At 48.8% G+C, this 16389-nt stretch carries 18 protein-coding genes; 2 read left to right on the forward strand and 16 right to left on the reverse strand.

The features are described 5' to 3' along the window. Window positions 1-31 precede the first annotated feature (31 nt). Window positions 32-1465 carry a bifunctional metallophosphatase/5'-nucleotidase gene (locus HH215_RS35610; RefSeq protein WP_169284770.1) on the forward strand — a complete coding sequence of 478 codons (1434 nt, stop codon included), beginning with the start codon at window positions 32-34 and terminating at the stop codon, window positions 1463-1465. Window positions 1466-1502: 37 nt separating this feature from the next. On the opposite strand, the gene HH215_RS35615 is transcribed toward HH215_RS35610, so the two are convergent. From HH215_RS35615 to HH215_RS35650, 8 genes are all read right to left on the reverse strand, one after another. Beyond that, window positions 1503-2603, reverse strand: a complete 1101-nt coding sequence (locus HH215_RS35615; protein WP_169284771.1) for a sensor histidine kinase — start codon at window positions 2601-2603, stop codon at window positions 1503-1505. Beyond that, a complete protein-coding gene (locus HH215_RS35620; protein WP_049868189.1) occupies window positions 2590-3276 on the reverse strand; it encodes a response regulator transcription factor in 687 nt (228 codons plus the stop codon). The genes HH215_RS35615 and HH215_RS35620 overlap by 14 nt, the downstream gene beginning before the upstream one ends. Window positions 3277-3495: 219 nt before the next feature. Further along, on the reverse strand, window positions 3496-4443 hold the full coding sequence (lgt, locus tag HH215_RS35625) for a prolipoprotein diacylglyceryl transferase (protein WP_169284772.1): 948 nt from the start codon (window positions 4441-4443) through the stop codon (window positions 3496-3498). A gap of 276 nt (window positions 4444-4719) precedes the next feature. Then, the gene (locus HH215_RS37150; RefSeq protein WP_169284773.1) at window positions 4720-5469 is read right to left on the reverse strand and encodes a C40 family peptidase; all 750 of its coding nucleotides are present in this window, start codon (window positions 5467-5469) and stop codon (window positions 4720-4722) included. Between the two features lie 144 nt (window positions 5470-5613). Beyond that, window positions 5614-7947, reverse strand: a complete 2334-nt coding sequence (locus HH215_RS35635; RefSeq protein ID WP_169284774.1) for a VirB4-like conjugal transfer ATPase, CD1110 family — start codon at window positions 7945-7947, stop codon at window positions 5614-5616. Then, on the reverse strand, window positions 7940-8305 hold the full coding sequence (locus HH215_RS35640; protein WP_101808189.1) for a PrgI family protein: 366 nt from the start codon (window positions 8303-8305) through the stop codon (window positions 7940-7942). Before HH215_RS35640 ends, HH215_RS35635 begins: the two co-directional genes overlap by 8 nt. Window positions 8306-8329: 24 nt before the next feature. Next, complete coding sequence (locus HH215_RS35645; protein ID WP_094869227.1) at window positions 8330-8659, reverse strand: hypothetical protein; 330 nt, start codon at window positions 8657-8659, stop codon at window positions 8330-8332. Between the two features lie 25 nt (window positions 8660-8684). Continuing rightward, window positions 8685-8870 carry a hypothetical protein gene (locus HH215_RS35650; RefSeq protein WP_094869228.1) on the reverse strand — a complete coding sequence of 62 codons (186 nt, stop codon included), beginning with the start codon at window positions 8868-8870 and terminating at the stop codon, window positions 8685-8687. Between the two features lie 164 nt (window positions 8871-9034). Here HH215_RS35650 and HH215_RS35655 point away from each other — a divergent pair, with 164 nt between their 5' ends. Then, the gene (locus HH215_RS35655) at window positions 9035-9370 is read left to right on the forward strand and encodes a helix-turn-helix domain-containing protein (RefSeq protein WP_094869229.1); all 336 of its coding nucleotides are present in this window, start codon (window positions 9035-9037) and stop codon (window positions 9368-9370) included. Window positions 9371-9391: 21 nt separating this feature from the next. Here the strand turns inward: HH215_RS35655 and HH215_RS35660 are convergent, their stop codons facing one another. The 8 genes from HH215_RS35660 to HH215_RS35695 form a co-directional block, all read right to left on the reverse strand. Then, a complete protein-coding gene (locus HH215_RS35660; protein ID WP_094869230.1) occupies window positions 9392-10231 on the reverse strand; it encodes a VirB6/TrbL-like conjugal transfer protein, CD1112 family in 840 nt (279 codons plus the stop codon). A gap of 68 nt (window positions 10232-10299) precedes the next feature. After that, a complete protein-coding gene (locus tag HH215_RS35665; RefSeq protein ID WP_169284807.1) occupies window positions 10300-10605 on the reverse strand; it encodes a glutamyl-tRNA amidotransferase in 306 nt (101 codons plus the stop codon). Further along, a complete protein-coding gene (locus HH215_RS35670; protein ID WP_169284775.1) occupies window positions 10605-12374 on the reverse strand; it encodes a VirD4-like conjugal transfer protein, CD1115 family in 1770 nt (589 codons plus the stop codon). The genes HH215_RS35665 and HH215_RS35670 overlap by 1 nt, the downstream gene beginning before the upstream one ends. After that, on the reverse strand, window positions 12361-12552 hold the full coding sequence (locus HH215_RS35675; RefSeq protein ID WP_021877380.1) for a hypothetical protein: 192 nt from the start codon (window positions 12550-12552) through the stop codon (window positions 12361-12363). Before HH215_RS35675 ends, HH215_RS35670 begins: the two co-directional genes overlap by 14 nt. A 46-nt stretch (window positions 12553-12598) precedes the next feature. Then, window positions 12599-13513, reverse strand: coding sequence for a hypothetical protein (locus HH215_RS35680; RefSeq protein ID WP_049868196.1), 915 nt, complete (start codon window positions 13511-13513; stop codon window positions 12599-12601). Continuing rightward, window positions 13510-14472: a PcfB family protein gene (locus tag HH215_RS35685; protein WP_169284776.1), complete on the reverse strand. Its 963-nt coding sequence runs from the start codon at window positions 14470-14472 to the stop codon at window positions 13510-13512. Before HH215_RS35685 ends, HH215_RS35680 begins: the two co-directional genes overlap by 4 nt. Further along, on the reverse strand, window positions 14414-15805 hold the full coding sequence (locus tag HH215_RS35690) for a relaxase/mobilization nuclease domain-containing protein (protein WP_169284777.1): 1392 nt from the start codon (window positions 15803-15805) through the stop codon (window positions 14414-14416). Before HH215_RS35690 ends, HH215_RS35685 begins: the two co-directional genes overlap by 59 nt. 14 nt (window positions 15806-15819) lie before the next feature. After that, window positions 15820-16203, reverse strand: a complete 384-nt coding sequence (locus HH215_RS35695; protein ID WP_254450652.1) for a plasmid mobilization protein — start codon at window positions 16201-16203, stop codon at window positions 15820-15822. Window positions 16204-16389 lie beyond the last annotated feature (186 nt).

The raw sequence follows: 16389 nt of genomic DNA on the forward strand, positions 1-16389 counted from the left end.
TATGAATCACTTGCAGAGAAGAGGAGAGAAGATGGAACTTACCATAATTCAGCAAAACGATACGCATGGTTGTTTGGATGCCCATCCTGAATTTTTTTGGCATGATACACAACCTTCGTATATGACATGTGGAGGGTTTTCGCGCATACATCGATATGTAACAGAACTAAAAAAAAGACGTCCCCATGTCCTTTTTGTCGACGGAGGCGATTTGTTTCATGGCACAGCTCCTCTTGTATTGTCCAAAGGAGAAGCCATTATCCCATTATTGAAAATGATGCCGCTTGACGCATTCGTTCCAGGAAATTGGGATTATGCGTATGGCCCATCACAGTTGTTTGCTCTCTTGGATCAGGTTTCTTTTCCGGCCCTGGCAATGAATATGAAATCTTCATCCGCTGCCGCCCCGCTTAAGACGCAGTGGATTAAAGAAATGGGCGGAATTCGTATAGGTATGACGGGATGGACCTACTCATTTGTAGATCAAACGATGCCACCTGCTTTTTCCGAGGGATTGTCTTTCTCACTTGATCTAGCTGAGATGAGCCGGAACATACGAAAATTACGGGTGGAAGATAAGTGTGATCTCGTAATCGTATTGAGCCATATGGGACTGCCCCTGGACGTGAAAGCCGCTTCCAATATCGAAGGAATCGATATTATTTTAAGCGGTCACAGTCATGATCGACTTACCCATCCCATTAGACAAAATGGAACATGGATTATTCAATCCGGAGCCAGTTCTTCGTTTCTTGGGCAGTTTGAACTGAATTTTGAATCCGGCATGATAACGAAGGTTCAACATCGTCTTATTCCGCTATTTGCACATGAATTCGAAGAAGATCCGGAAATCTCCAAATTAATTGTTGAAATTAACGAAAGGCATGAAACGCATTTAAGTGAGATCATTGGGGAACTACAGACACCGCTGCATCGCATGTTCCTCAATGAAACGCCAATGGATCGACTAATTACCGATGCTTATCTCCATTCTGTCGAAGCCGATATTGCTTTATCACATGGTTGGAGATACGGAGCCCCTATTCTGCCAGGTCTCGTAACCTTGCGGGACTTATATCAAATCATTCCGACAAATCCAGAGCTTTTCACCGTAGAACTGGATGGCAAACAGATTCTGGAGGCTTTTGAATCTAATCTGGAACAGGTCTTCTCCCCTGATCCTTTCCACCAAAAAGGGGGATATGTCATGCGGGCAAGCGGCATCACAATGGCTTACAAACCTTATAATCCGCCTGGCCATCGAATTGAACATTTTCTTATCCAAGGAAAACCATTGAAGCTAGGAACCACCTATCGAATTGTGAGCGCAGGTGAACAAATTCTATACCACTATGATCCACTTAAGAAGAAGCTAGGGATCCATGCTCACGATGTGATTACACAGTATTTTAAGTCTTACAAGAAAATTGAAATCAGTGATACACCCAAAATTTTTTGCATATAGCAAAACAAACCGGTGCAATCCATGCCGGTCTGTTTTGTTATTTCAAATTTTTTTTCGAGTTGCGAGGCAGTGTTACCCAAAACGAATGTTTATTATTCTCCGACTCCAGTCCCACTCTGCCTCCATGCTTCTTCACAATTTCTTTTACAATAGCCAAACCAAGCCCGCTTCCTTTTGCTTTCTCTCCGCGATGTCTCGATGGATCCGCTTGAAAAAAACGTTCAAATACAAATCCGCGCACCTCTTCAGGTATTGGCTCGCCAACATTACTGACGGTGATTCGATACTGAAGAGGTTCGATAACCCCGATCACCCAAATCATCCGTCCCGTATTATAGCTTATCGCATTCTGTATCAGATTGTTTAACACCTGTCTTAATCCGCCTTCGTCACCGATGACAACGTCTTGTGAAACAGATACTTCCAACTCCATATTGTTGCTTTGAAGTTCCCATTGAAAAGACTGCGTGCACCGAGTAATCAGGTCATCGATTTGTATATTGCTGTAAGTCATGCTTGCAGCTTGTCGATCCTCCCATACAGAAAGCTGATGCAACTGCTCCACAAGCCGGGTAATATGCTGAGACTCTTCCAGCAGTGACAGATACAAGTCTTTATCCCCGACAATCACACCGCTGCTTAATGCCTCCAGGTAGCCGTTTAGATTGCTAAGAGGTGTTCGTAAATCGTGAGATATGTTGCTTAGCATCCTTTTGCGATTTTCTTCAGTCTGCTTTAAAGTCTGAGTCAAATCGTTAAAATACTGAGTCAATTGGCCAATTTCATCCACTGACGATACTTTAATGGGCTCTGGGTATGATCCGTCCATTAGCTGCCGTGTCAATTGGGTCAAACGTTTTAAAGGAGAAAGTATTTTCTTGATAAACACAAAATGGATGAGCGCGGCAACAACGATTGCTAGCAAACTTGCCCGAATCAGATAAAAATGCATGGTTCTGTTAAAGAAAATGTTCTTATCTTCACCGACAAGTCGATACTTTTCTACAAGAACACAAGCAAAATCCTTGACTGAAACACCTACTAGCCAGATGACAATGAGCATGACCAGAACGTTAACCGCAATTAATTTCCAAGTTATATGCTGCTTCCATGTACTAAACTGCTTAATTTGCGACAAAGCGATACCCCATTCCACGGATCGTTTCAAAAAAACACGGGACATCGCTCGATGTCTCGATCTTTTCCCTTAGCTTTCCCACATGAACATCTACCGTGCGGTCGATCACATTTTTCTCTTCGTTCGGATAAAGCTCGCATAAAATTTGCTCACGCGATAAGATTTGATTGGGATGTCTCATAAAAAAGTACAACAGTTTAAACTCATGCTGAGTAAGAGGGACAATGTTCCCGTTATATTTGACTTCTCCACGCAAAGGTTTTATTGTCAATCCTTTAAAACTAATTTTGCTGCATCGATTTGATGTTCGTCGAAGTACAGTATTCACCCGTGTGACCACTTCTTGAGGGCTGAAAGGCTTTGTTACATAATCATCAGCACCCATTTGAAGTCCTTCAATCCGCTCTGATTCCGTAATTTTGGCCGTCAACATAATAATGGGAATATCACTTTTGAGTTCGCAGCGAATCCACGTGCATAATTCTTCACCGCTTAGCTTCGGCATCATCAGGTCTGTAATGACGAAACAAGGATCATGCTTTTGAAAAGCCTCCTTTCCTTCTTCTCCATTTTCAGCCTCTAATACTTCGTACCCTTCTCTTTCCAGATATAGTTTAAGCAGCTTTCTTATTTTCGGATCATCTTCGATGATCAATATGTTTTTTCCCAGCATGCGTTCCCCTCCCTAGAGTAGGTTTTCATTTTATAAGGATAGTTTAAAGAAACGTTAAAGTTCATTCCAGAACTACAATTTGGATATCGGTTTCTGACAGGGTCGTAATCATAGCTCTACGGTGAGTCTATAGATCCTTGTTCACGGAAATTAAAAGAAAACAAACCGGAACCTTGCAACTAAAGTTGCCATGGTTCCGGTTTGTTTATATGCTTGACGTCAACCTTCTGGCGTTGGTTTCCCTTCAATCGTCAATGGTGCATGCTTCATGGACTTTTGTGGAACAATGGGATCGGAATATCTAACCTTATCTTTGAACCAATTTCGACGAATTATGATGAATACAACTGCTGCTATAATTATCAGCACTGCTATTAGCTGAGATATGCGAATGTTCTTTCCTGCTTCCATCATCCCCCAACCAAACGAGCTCATTGGCGACCAAGTCGTCTTAAGGAATGAGGCAAGCCATTCCGGTCCGGCAAAAACCAAGCTATCCGTGCGAACCCCTTCAATGTAAAAACGTCCAAGCGAATACCAAATGAAGTAACTCATAAACAACTCGCCAGCTCGCAAAAACGGCCGTCTGCGCAGCCAAAGAAGGAATAAGAGCCCTGCAAAGCTCCAGACAGACTCATACAAAAATGTCGGATGGTAATATTGACCGTTGATATACATCTGGTTGACTATAAAGTTCGGAAGATGAAGTGTGTTTCTCAGAAAACTTTCTGATACTGAACCGCCGTGAGCCTCTTGATTCATGAAGTTTCCCCAACGTCCAATCATTTGACCGACGATTAAACCTGGGGCGCATATATCTGCGATACGCCAGAAATTATAGCCTTTTTTACGTGTGTAAATGACAGCAGCCGCAATGGCAGCGATCAAAGCTCCATATATGGCAATACCCCCATGCCATATGTTAATCATTTCCAAGGGATTGTTCTTATAATTTTCCCATTCAAAGGCTACATAGTAGATTCGTGCTCCGATTAATGCAGAGGGAAGACCATACAAGACCAGATCCATAAAAAAGTCGGACTTTATGCCAAATCGCTTTCCCTCATGAGAAATCAGTATCAAACCAAGTAAAGCACCCAATCCAATAATGATTCCATACCAGTGAACAGAAAACTGGCCTATCGAAAATGCTATCGGGTCTAACATGAGAGATCATTCTCCTATCTTTATTTCTCCTATACTGAAATGTGTTGTGCGAGTCTCGTGCTTCTTTATAGGATTTTGTTCTTCTTGGCTCAAGCCTAATTTCTTTCGTGAATATTTTACAGTGGAAGGAAGTTTTTTAAGCCTTACCTCTTAAGAATTATAACACATGATATAGACACTTGCCGAATCTGTGACAAGGAAGTCTCTTACTGTACATAAAAAAGCCGTGTGCATCTTTGCAGCACGCACAGCGGCTTTCTTGTATCGATCCCCGTATTAGGATTGATAATATGGTCTCCCATACATCACTTGAAATTCGGCGTCAAATACATTGCGATAAACAACTTGTAACCGGCTGGAGGAGGCATCGATAACCTTGCCTTCGCCGGCATAAATGCCAACATGTGTAATATTCATAAATCTCCCGTTCGCCTCATAGCTCCAGAAAATCAAATCACCCGCTATTAGCTCATTGGAGGTAAGGGAAAGTTCGTTTTCCGCGATAAAGCGCGCCTGTTCTGCCGCCGTTCGGGGCACCTCAACGCCTAATTGCCGATATACCCACTGTACTAGATAACTACAATCGGTATAGTTATCTTTTCCTGCTTTTAGCTGGCTGTATGGATCGCCCAACCGAGTCAATGCCAGTTCGACAGCCTGGCTTCCAAGCACACCAGCGGGCAAATCGGATATAACCGCCGCAGACTGTTCGGACGTTAATCCGGTATCACCGTTCTTCCCAAGAATGGCCATCATCATGGGACGAAATTCAACCGATAGAAGTTCATTCGTCAAATCGACCTGTTCCGTGGAAAAACCATAGAGCGTCGCTTGCTGCTCTGCTGTTCGGGTAGAAATCGACAGTTGCAGGACGTGCTCGTATTCTGTTACCGACTGTTCCTCCACACTTCCATCACTCTGTTCAACGGCAACGGTTCTTGTATGCTCTAGTGTTTCGAGCTGCGAGTCGATCTGATTCATATCCCAAAAAACAGCCTGCAGCAACTCCTCTCTCTGTTGATCCATTGTAAACACTCTATGCGAGCGGCAAACTGGGCGTCCATTTCCTCTAAGATTTGAATCATTTTTTTGTGTCGGGTCCTGTATTTTCGTCAGCCACAAAAATGCCGAACGGTGAGGAAAGCAGCGCCGCGACGATCATAATGATTATTACCGCTCGCCGGGCTTCGTCGTCATCAAGTTATACAGTTTCGTGTGCCGCGGGAACTTATCGTTAAACGGTACAAGGGAACTGCCGACCTTCATCAGTCCATTCCCGGCGTCAACATTCGTAATGTAAGACAGTTGCAGATCCGAAATGTTGAGCAACTCGGCAAGCTCCATCCGGTCGGTGCTGGCCTGATTCAGCATGACGATGAATTCACTGTTTGCGAGCATGGTGCGGGCTGTATGGCTTTGCAGTAGATCGTCCACATTTTGCGTAATCCCTGTGCAAAAAGCGCCATACTTTCGGACACGCTTCCAGAGCGTGAACAGGAAGTTGGCGCTGTATTCGTGCTGAAACAAAAGGTAGATTTCATCAATAAAGATAAACGTATTCTTGCCTCTGGCGCGATTTTGCGTAATCCGATTCAAGATGTTGTCGAGTACGACCAGCATGCCGATGGGAAGAAGCTGCTTGCCCAAGTCGAGAATATCGTAGCAAATCAGCCGATTGTGGACGTTGACGTTGGTCGATTGGGCGAACGTATTCAGACTGCCGGAAGTAAATAATTCAATAGCCAGCGCGATGTCCTGAGCCTCCGGTTCTGCTTGCTTGAGCAGCTCCGCGCGAAAATCCTGCAATGTCGGCGGCTGTCCCTTATAGTTGCTCCGCAAATACTTGCGGTACACAGCGGCGGTACAGCGATCGATGAGCGACTTCTCCTTGGCTCCAAGCTGATGTCCTCCGATCAACTGCTCGCACAACGACAGGACGAATTCCGATTTAAGAATGATCGGATTGGCTCCGTCGCCATAATCCCGGTTCATATCCATCGCATTGATATGGTTCGACGAAGTAGCAGAAATGTGAATCGTCTCGCCACCCAGCGCATTTACCAGAGCGGAATACTCCCGCTCCGGGTCAATCAGGATAATGTCGTCATCGCTCGCCAATATCTGGTTGACGATTTCCCGTTTTGCGGCAAAGCTTTTACCGGAACCGGATACGCCAAGGATAAAGCTGTTTCCATTCAGCAGTTGCTTTCGATTGGCGACGACCATATTTTTGCTGATGATGTTTTGCCCGTAATAAATGCCGTCCGGATGCACGATCTCCTGCGCTCGAAACGGGATAAAGACAGCCGTACTTTCAGTCGTGAGCGTCCGCAAAGCATGAACCTTTCGCAGCCCATACGGTAGCACCGTATTCAAACCGTCCATTTGCTGATAGGAGAGCGTAGAAAACTGGCACAAATGCTTGCGGGCCGTAGTGAGCAATGTCTCCGTATCGCTATCGAGTTGTTCTTTGCTGTCCGCGACATGCACCATCGTAAGTAGTCCGAACATCATCCGCTGGTCGCGTGTGGTCAGGTCGCTAAGAAATTCCTTGCTTTCTTTGCGCTGCTGCTCCATGTCGTAAGGGATGACAGCAGAAAAGTTGTTGTTGCGATTTTGCCGCCGTTGCCAATTCGTAATGTTCGTTTCCACACCGAGCAGTCGATTCTCCACTTCGCGGACAGCTTCGTCGGTCGGAATCGGGATCACATCGAGCGATAGAAGCAAGTTGCGGTTCAAGTCGCACAGTTCAGCTACCATGCTGTCCTTGATGTAGCTGGCGTAATCACGCAGAAAGATGACCCGACCGTAGTATTCGCCCATCCGAAAATGATCTTTGGCAAACTCGAAGGTGTCCGGGCAAATGTAATCCTTGAAATCGTGACCCTTTCGCATCATCTCCTGCATGTCGAAGCGAAAATCGGCTTCCTCGCCAATCCGGAAGAAGTCATGCAGAATGCGCAGGCGGTCAGTCGCATCAAGCTCGGTACATTTCGAGCCGAGACGAGAGAAATGCGCCGTCAACTCCGTGCCGACCCGCGCGAAGTAATGGCGAGCTTCATCCACATTCTTTTTAACCACGGAGATGGTGATGTATTTCTCTTGAATCGTCCCATTTGTGTTGCCATCAGTCGCTTTACCAAGCAACATGTCGTTGTACTCCTGCCGATACACATCCAGCCCGTCGTGCTGGAGCGGAATAAGAATGGAACGTTCTACATCTGCCTGATTCAGCCGCCGATTGTGAATCGTAATCTTCGTCGTTGCGCCGCTGTCAAACGAATTAAGCAATTCGGAGTAGGAAAGGAACATCGTCTCCTTGTCCTCTCTCGATGCGACAGCGTAATTTATGTCCGCGAAACGGAACGACTTCGAGAACTTGTTGCCGACAGCAAAAATCCCGTCCGGCCAGATGGCGCGGATCGGGATCGCTTGTTGTACGCTTTTGGGAATGACAGACCGCTCCTTGTCCTGCTTCATGGTCCGCCTGAGCGTCTTAATCATTGCGCTTCATCCTTTCTTGCTCACGCTTGTGCAGGCTTCCTTTCAGCGCTTCGTAGTATATGTTGGTCGAGCGGAAGACAAGCCGTCTTGGCATCAGAAACTCCGACTTCACATACGCCCACAATAGTTGCTCCGCCGTCATACCGTGATAGCGGATAAACCCGAGCGCGGCGCAGGGAGCTGCCCCCAATATGCACATCCAACTGAGCGTTTCCAGTCCAAAATGACTGCGCAGCCCGAAATACAGTCCAATCGCCGCAGCGACCGCCAGAACAGAAAAAAAGAACTGCCGCAAGGACAGTCCGAAGAACAAGCTTTCCGTATAATCCCGGATTTCCCGGTTGATTTTCACTTCCACTTTTATCCCTCCCGGATGAGCAGTCTACGCCTCAGGCTCGTTGCATTCAGGTTTGAACAGTGTGTCGTCATCAAATGGCACAGGATTGCTCAATAGTTCCACAGCAAGCTGAAAGCCATCCTTCATCCCTTGCAAATATAACCACTCATTGATAATCGATTGTTTAAAATGATGTCTGTCCTCCCAAGCTTCAAATTCAGGCATACGACCAATATCCATACCAACAAACAAGACTTGAAAAGCCTTCTTTTCTTCAGCACGAACACGCTTGAGATCAGGATGATGCTCGAATCGTGCAGAAACGTAGTCCAATCGACCTTGAATAGCTGTTCGAAACCACGGTGGAATTTCCATTACCTGCTTCCCCCCCACAACTCTTTTACCTTACCTGCTGCTTCTGCTTGGCTTTCATGTGATGATAGCAGGCTACTAGCTGATCGACCTTCTGACTTTGCTCTTGAAATGCTTGATGGCCGGATAAAGAAATGGATTGCTTTATTAACTGTTCACCAAGCGTATTCAGCTTTCGCCGCTCCTCTTCCAGCTTTCTTAACAATTCGTTCATTTATCCATCCTCCCGTTTTTATTGTGAGAGCCGACATTTTTGAATGAAATACGGTGTATGTTAGAAGACTACTTCGATGGTAAGTTTTAATCTCATTTATGTCAATTGTGTGCTTCTCCATAATGGGAGTTATAAACTCATCCCCTTTAAAGAGGTGACGCTTGATGATTGGTTACGATAAAAAGAAGGTGGGGCAACGCATTCGGAAGCAACGAGAGGCTTTGGAAATTTCTCGTGAACAGCTGGCTGAACGAATTGGACGGGTCCCAAGATTTTGCGCCGATATTGAACGAGGTAAAGCCGGGATGTCCATTGAAACGATGTTCAGCATTTGCAATTTGCTCAAGCTTTCTCCTAATGAATTGCTTCTGGGTCAAGAGGAGAGCTCCACACCTTACGATGAAACAGCATTGATTATGGCTGCGCTCAATCAATGCACAGAAAAGCAGCGTAAGGATGCTTTGGCGCTATTGAAGCTTTTTCTGACAGCAATCCGATAACTCCCATCATTCACAAGGTGGTTACAGTCCCATCATTTCGCGCACGATGCGATCTGCCATTTTTACCGTACCGACAAGAACGAGCATGTTGAAAATGAGTTCCCCAATATACGTCCACACCATCGTAACCGCGCCCGCACTAGCATCGACGGCTGGGGGAGCGGTGGCAAAAGCGGAATAGATGATACAAGCCAGTACAATAATCGCGCCTTCCAGACACGCTGCCGCGTACCCTTTCAGGAACGACTTGCCGATATTTTGGCTTGGCTCCCCCGCAAATGCGGACAGCGGAACGGGGGCTATTGCCGTATACAAATAGATACGGAAAAAGCGCCCGTACACCGAAAGGATCATCACAAAGGATAGTACCGTAATGAACAAACTGCCGAGAATGGTGACGATCCACAGTGGAATGCTTTGCCAGAAGCCAACGTCTTCAATCGCTTGCGCTACCGTATCCGGCAAGGCCATAGCCTCTGACGTTCCGAACCCGGAGCGTCCCATCATCGTTGAGATGATCCCCTGTACAATAGTAAAGAGAGCCATCATCAACTCCAGCCCATAGGTTACGACCGCCTTGGCGAGCACAAAGCGGATAAACAGCTTGACGGCCATCTCCGGCCTTTTCACTTCCGCAAAGCTGCCGGTAGTCTTCACAACGCCAATCACAAAAAATAAGACCAGGAGTGCCAATCCCGTAGCTTGCAACGCACCATGAATATCAATAATCACACGCCATACGCCGCCACCCTTAAAATCCGCTGGCGATTGCGTAACGAGGCTCCAGATTTCATTCATCTTATCGTTCCAGGTATCCAAGGCATTTTCGAGATTGTCGATGACCCAACTGTTTTTTGCCATATTCTCACCCCTTCCGTAAACAGGGGACAGACGAATCGTCCGCCCCCCCTTATGCTAAAGCTTCAAGCTCATCCGGCAATCAGGGCAAGGATTTCCTTCGTAAACGTAATAATGACTCCGCCGGCGAGTGTCAAAAATCCGTTTGCGCGCTGAGAAGGGTCATGGGACTTTAGCGACAACCCAATTTGAACAATGCCAAAACCGAGAATAATCATGCCGATCGCACGGATTAAACCGAATATAAAAGTAGATAGGTTGTTGATTGTCGTCATTGGATCGCCTTCTGCATAAGCGGTAGAGGTGAATACGGTTCCCGCTAAGATCAGCACGATGTACAGGGCCAGCAGCCGTTTCGTTTTCATTTTCAAGTTCATCATTCCCTTCGTATAAATAGCGACTCTACTTCTTCTTCCGAAAGAAGTTCATAATCCCCGTCTTCATGAAGGAACACGGATTGCCAGTCCAAAGCGTGTTCCGCGCCGCCATGCTGAAAGGGAAGACCGTTACCATCCGTCGTTAGCGAGACATGAGGATGCTTGAGCAAATCATATTTGTCGTCCTGGACTGGATGTTCGCCACGAATAAAGAGCAGGCAAAAGCGGTTATCCAGCAGCCTCACCTCGTCGGGTGTGAGCAATTCGCGGCCTGATTGCTGGTAATTGATCGAGTAGCTGCCGTTTCTCCCCTTGCTCTGGCCGTAGGTATTGGTGTCAATCGTTTCCTTACCAAGCAGCTCCGAGACGTATTTGTGGGTAGACTGTTCGTTGCCGCCCAAGTACAAAAATTCGTCGCAGTTGCCCACAATCGATTCCCATGCGTCCTTGTACAGCGCCTTGAGCTGCGCTAAATTTTGCAAAATGATAGAAACGGAAATTTCCCGGCTGCGCATCGTGGAGAGCAGCTTGTCAAATTCGTCGGGAAGCGCTACATTGGCGAACTCGTCCATCACAAAGTGAACATGAACCGGGAGACGTCCGCCGTGCCGATAGTCCGCTTCGTACATCAAGCATTGAAAAAGCTGTGTGTAGAGCATGCCGACAATGAAGTTGAAGCTGCTGTCGTTATCGGGAATGACGGCAAACATCGCCGTCTTCTTCTCCCCCATAACGGGCAATTCCATTTCGTCGACTATGCTCATCCCCGCAATCGTATGCAAGTTGAACTTCTCCAACCGAACGCCGAGGCCAATCAAAATGGACTTGGCCGTCTTGCCCGCCGCCAGCTTGAAAATGTTGTACTGCTTGACGGCAAGGTGTTCCGGATCGCGCATGGCCAGCCGCTCGAACAGCTCATCAAGTGGACTTTGGTACGTTTCGTCCTCTTCCCGCACCTCAGCAGCAGCGATCATATCCATCACCATCGGAAAGTTCTGCTCTTCCGGCGGCGCTTCATACAGGAGGTACAGCACGAGCGCTTCCAGCAAAGCGGTCTCGGAACGCTCCCAAAAGGGATCGTTTGTATTGCTGCCCTTAGGAGTCGTATTGCGAATCAGATTGGTAACCAGCTTGAGAACATCCTTGTCGTCTTGCAAATAGGCGAATGGATTGTAGCCATGCGAACGGTGCGGATTGATGAGGTCCAGCACCTTGATGTCGTAGTCTTTGGACTTGAGCAAATGGCCGGTATCGCGAAGAATCTCGCCCTTTGGATCAAGCACGACAAAGGACGTATGCGCCTGCATAACATTCGGCTTGGCGTAAAACCTTGTTTTGCCGGACCCGGAACCGCCGACGACAAGAACATTCAGGTTCCGGAGATGCTTGCGGCCATCCAAGCCGATGCGTACCTGCTGCGTCAGAATCTTGTTTTGTTCCGGTTGCTTGTCGCGATACTTGGCATTTATCCGTCCGGCCTTGCCCCATCGTGCGCTGCCATGCTCTTCGCGCCGCCGATAGTTGCGCGGGGACGCCAAGTAGATGCCGACCGAAATCCCATAAGTCAGCGTGAACAGCAACAAGCTTCGCGGCGTATCCTCGACCCATTGAATCTGGAAGGGATGGTTAATCGCTTCGCTGAGATGCAGCAGAAGTGCAGGTAATCCCTTTGACAAAGCAGGGGCGGCAAGCAGCGCCGCCCACACGACCGGAATAAAAAAAACCGCAAAGAGTAAAAGATTACTCCTTGCGGTTTCAGCGCGCCGCATGATGACTCCGGCGCTTTATTTTTTGATAGGGAGCGTCAATCGCTTTGAGCAGTAAATCGTCAACAGGATCGGTCGGCCGCTGCTGGCCGATCAAGTCGTTGCGGAGCGCATTTAAGGCGTTGATGACAATGCCATGCTCGTAATGATCCATTCTCAGGATGCGTTCTTCCTCTTTCATCGCCACTCCTCCCAACGGAAAAATGAAAAGCAGATTCATGCCACGACTAGCGGGTGGTGGAATCGCTGCGATTCTGTTGCTGCTGTTGCTGCTGTCGCTGCTGGGCCAGCATACGGTGCATTCGACGGGATATGTCGTGTGCCGCATCCTTCATCACCGTCAGCTCGGCGCGAATATGCTGCGGCTCCAACTCCTTGAGCCGTTCGTGAACCCGGCCGAAGCGGAAAGTAGCCGTCTCGACGCCGAACTTTTTGCAAAGCATATACGCAGCACAGTAAGCTTGAAAATTGTAATGTGAACGGCTGTAGTCGTTATGGCCGCGATCAATCTCCGCATGCGCCAGCTCCTGTGCGAGCGCCCGAAAAATGTCACCAGCCCCAAGTCCGCGACGTATCACGATGCTTCGCGTATCCGGCTGATAAAGCGCATGAACCTCCGCAGGCAAGCTATCTCCAATCGTAATCGGAATAGGTGACCGGTCCATCAATGCCTTGATGCGCGTGCGGTCATCCGGGTAGATCGGCGATTCCTTTTTCGGTGCGGTTGTTTGCGCAACATCGAACATCTTCTTGGGGTTGTAGCTGATTGCGGTACTCCCATCTTCCCGCTTGTATTCCTCGCCTGGCTCCAAGATGTAGAGGCCGGTTTCCTTGCGACGGATATAGACGCCTTGTTCTTTCCAGCTATCAAAATCAGCAATGCGAGTGGCATCCGGGCGCTGCGCGAGAATAAGCAGCGCATTCGCGACGCTGTAGAGATCAAAACGGCTTTGTACGTCCAGATAATGCTGAAATTGTTCGCCGTTTTGCGCAATGTCGGCTGTGGCAGTATCAATCGTCTCATACGTCCACTGCCGCAGTTCTTGCTTTTTTTGCGCCCATGCTTCTTTGTCGAACGGCTGCTCACGCTGACCGGAGGCCGTCGTGACTTGGGGCTGGAATAACTCGTCCAGTTCGCTCATTTCGATTTCCCTCGCTTTCGACTCCCGGCCATCGGAACGGATGCTTTACTGCCGGACGCCGACTTCCCGCGATCTCTGCGCTTAGGCAACGACGGTTCCTGCACCTGCTTCCGCCGTCTGCTCTCTGCCGCCCGGTTTTCCTCCCGAATTTCACGCAGCAATTGGCGGACGGACACTTTTTCCTTCGGCTTTTCAGGGTCAATCGTAACCCTTTCGTATGCCGCGCTGCGCTCGGAGGTAGGCGCGGACGGAGAGGATGGTTCCGTTGTCCTCTCCTCCTGTGTCGGCGGGAGGGGAAGCGGACGCTCCGGTTCCGTTCGCTCGACCTCCCACGCCTCGGCCGCCGGTTGATTGGCTCCCTGCTGCGCGTTTACCGGCTGAACCTCCGCCGCCGGCTCGGGCTTTCCCAACAGATCGTCCAAAAAATCCTCACTGACTGCCGCGCCCTCGTTTGAAGCTGGAGGCTCGCTGGTTCCTTCTTCGGGTGTTACGGCATGTTGCTCTGGTGGTTGCGCCGCTCCTTTACGCTCGTCCGACTGCTTCTCGCTGCGGGACTTCACAATCTCCTGCTTGATGCTGGCCGTATCTACGGTCGCCAGCTTGAAGCGTTCAACGATTCGGTTGATCTTGGACGCATCCTCGGCCCGCACCATGACATCGCAAAGCCCGTCCACATTTTTCTTGTCACGCAGCGCGCAATAGAGGACACCGTACCGCTTCGCTTCTTTGCAAAAAGTCGGCAAGTCTTCATTTCGTACTGCAAACACCTTCAGCTCCTTGCCGCTGCGCAGCAAGCTTTCCAGGCGAATGCGGCCTCTTGTTCGTTTTTGCCCTTGCAGGGCGGCGAACAAATAAACGGCCAGATGCTTCGCGCCTTCGCCGGAGATTTTCGCCATGACCTCAATGCCACGAAGACTCATGCTGACGACCTGATCGGCCGCTTCGGTTCCGCTGCTCATGGACATTGGCCTCCCTTCGTGTCGATTGGTCTTCCTCGTTACGTTGCAGCTTGTTTGCCAGTTCGTTGGATCGGGCAAGAATGCCCGTACAAAGCCTCACCTCCTTTCGGAGCTTCGCAAGCTGACGGGAAAGTTCGGCAATTTGCGACTTGTACGATTCGATTTGCTCAGGATGCTGGCAGCGGCGAAGCCGGTTGTACAGCATTTTGCGGGAGCCGTATCCTTGCCGCAATTCTGTTTGCAGCTCAGCGTGGTAAGCCAACAATTGTGCTTTGCTGGAAATGCCGTGACGACACAGCAGCCTGGTCTGCTCCGTAATGGCCGTCAGATGCCGCAAGTCTTCGCGCAATAAAAAAGACGTCCGTTTGAGGGACGCGCGGGAATGGGGCAGAATCCCCATCTTGAATAAGTACCGCAGATACAAGGCTTGCAGACCGCTAAATCTACGTCTGATGTGCAGGGTGCTGCGAACGATGACGGCTCGCCTGCGCCGCGGCAACGGCATGGGTGGCTGACGCTGCGGTAACTGGTTTTGCAGAATACGCTCTTTTATCGCATGCTCCGTATATTCATCGCCAAGACTACGCAATCGAACAAACCGCTCTTTGCCCGGCGGACGTACCGCCAAATGCTTGACGTTCGACTTCATTTCATAACCCTGCTTTCTAAGGATCGCGAAGAATTGCGTCACCGTCATGGCAGCGGCGATAGCGGCGTCGATGTCCTCGCGAATCAACCCGCGCCAAGTCGGCTTGCTCTCCTGTTCCGCTCGCCACTCGCCGTAATGCTTGGTCTTACCCGGTTCCGGCTGCTCGATGACCGATAAGGTATGCTCCCGGCAAAGTCGATCGGATGTTTGCCGCATCAGCGCGTAAGAGGCTTTGTTATCGTAATAGCGTTTACCATCCAGAAACGACACCGAGTTTAAGACGAAGTGATTGTGCAGATGCTCCTTGTCCAAATGGGTCGATACCACGACTTCAAAGCGCTCCCCCCATAATTCCTGTGCCAGTTTGACGCCAATGGCATGTGCCACCTCCGGCGTCGTTTCGCCCGGAGCAAACGCCTGATACCCATGAAAAGCTACAATGCCATCGGTCTTTTGAAATTGTCGTTTGGTTCGCAGCATTTGCTCGTAAGCGGTGAGCGGATCGCAATTGATCCCGCTCACGTAAAGCTGTTTTTCAGTTTTCGCATCCGCGCTGGTATAAGCGAGCACCTGATGTAAATCATCATGCGCTGCACGCGCTTGATCGGTTTTATCAGGATTGGTGGCATAATCCAGCACACGCTTGAGGCGGTCGGTAACATCCCATATTGCGGTTGTTGCCATGTACGCTGTCCCCTTTACGGTGGATGTACGTTAGAATTTCCTTGTAGCTCGATTCTCGGTTCCGGTGCGGTCACGGCCTGTTGAATCTGCTGGACGGCGCGGCGCAAGTGATCTGCTTCCTGCTGAAAAACTGCCCGATCCAAATGACCTGTCGCATGGGCCTTCGCTGCGAGTTGATTTAGGTTATTGCCGACGGCATGGAGCTCGCGCATCATCGCGAAATAGTCTTTTGGCGGCATCGCCTTCGGAACATAGCCATTAATGAGAGATCGAATATAACCCTCCTGTGAAAGTCCCGATTTTTTCGCGCTCGCTTGGAGTCTAGTGTTTTCATCATAGTTCACCCATACCTGAATGCGAATCGCTCGTCTTCTCATCATGTTCACTTCTTTCTTCAAAGGAAATGGCCCGCATGAAATAGCTGAATGGTTTCTGCTGTTTCTGAAAAATACCGATCATTGTTGAACCTATATTCTTGACAAAACAGCGTGCTGTTGAGGTAGGGGTATTAGGGGTTTGCCCCTAACAAGCGAATTTGGGAGACCAAATTCAGTGCTTGCTACAACACGAGACATTCGTCTCGC

The sequence above is a fragment of the Cohnella herbarum genome (assembly GCF_012849095.1).
Classification (GTDB): Bacteria; Bacillota; Bacilli; order Paenibacillales; family Paenibacillaceae; genus Cohnella; species Cohnella herbarum.

Coding starts and splice junctions, on each gene's coding strand:
- HH215_RS35610 (WP_169284770.1), top strand. CDS start 32: ATGGAACTTACCATAATTCAGCAAAACGATACGCATGGTTGTTTGGAT.
- HH215_RS35620 (WP_049868189.1), bottom strand. CDS start 3,276: ATGCTGGGAAAAAACATATTGATCATCGAAGATGATCCGAAAATAAGA.
- lgt (WP_169284772.1), bottom strand. CDS start 4,443: ATGTTAGACCCGATAGCATTTTCGATAGGCCAGTTTTCTGTTCACTGG.
- HH215_RS37150 (WP_169284773.1), bottom strand. CDS start 5,469: ATGGATCAACAGAGAGAGGAGTTGCTGCAGGCTGTTTTTTGGGATATG.
- HH215_RS35635 (WP_169284774.1), bottom strand. CDS start 7,947: ATGATTAAGACGCTCAGGCGGACCATGAAGCAGGACAAGGAGCGGTCT.
- HH215_RS35645 (WP_094869227.1), bottom strand. CDS start 8,659: ATGGAAATTCCACCGTGGTTTCGAACAGCTATTCAAGGTCGATTGGAC.
- HH215_RS35650 (WP_094869228.1), bottom strand. CDS start 8,870: ATGAACGAATTGTTAAGAAAGCTGGAAGAGGAGCGGCGAAAGCTGAAT.
- HH215_RS35655 (WP_094869229.1), top strand. CDS start 9,035: ATGATTGGTTACGATAAAAAGAAGGTGGGGCAACGCATTCGGAAGCAA.
- HH215_RS35660 (WP_094869230.1), bottom strand. CDS start 10,231: ATGGCAAAAAACAGTTGGGTCATCGACAATCTCGAAAATGCCTTGGAT.
- HH215_RS35665 (WP_169284807.1), bottom strand. CDS start 10,605: ATGAACTTGAAAATGAAAACGAAACGGCTGCTGGCCCTGTACATCGTG.
- HH215_RS35670 (WP_169284775.1), bottom strand. CDS start 12,374: ATGCGGCGCGCTGAAACCGCAAGGAGTAATCTTTTACTCTTTGCGGTT.
- HH215_RS35675 (WP_021877380.1), bottom strand. CDS start 12,552: ATGAAAGAGGAAGAACGCATCCTGAGAATGGATCATTACGAGCATGGC.
- HH215_RS35680 (WP_049868196.1), bottom strand. CDS start 13,513: ATGAGCGAACTGGACGAGTTATTCCAGCCCCAAGTCACGACGGCCTCC.
- HH215_RS35685 (WP_169284776.1), bottom strand. CDS start 14,472: ATGAGCAGCGGAACCGAAGCGGCCGATCAGGTCGTCAGCATGAGTCTT.
- HH215_RS35690 (WP_169284777.1), bottom strand. CDS start 15,805: ATGGCAACAACCGCAATATGGGATGTTACCGACCGCCTCAAGCGTGTG.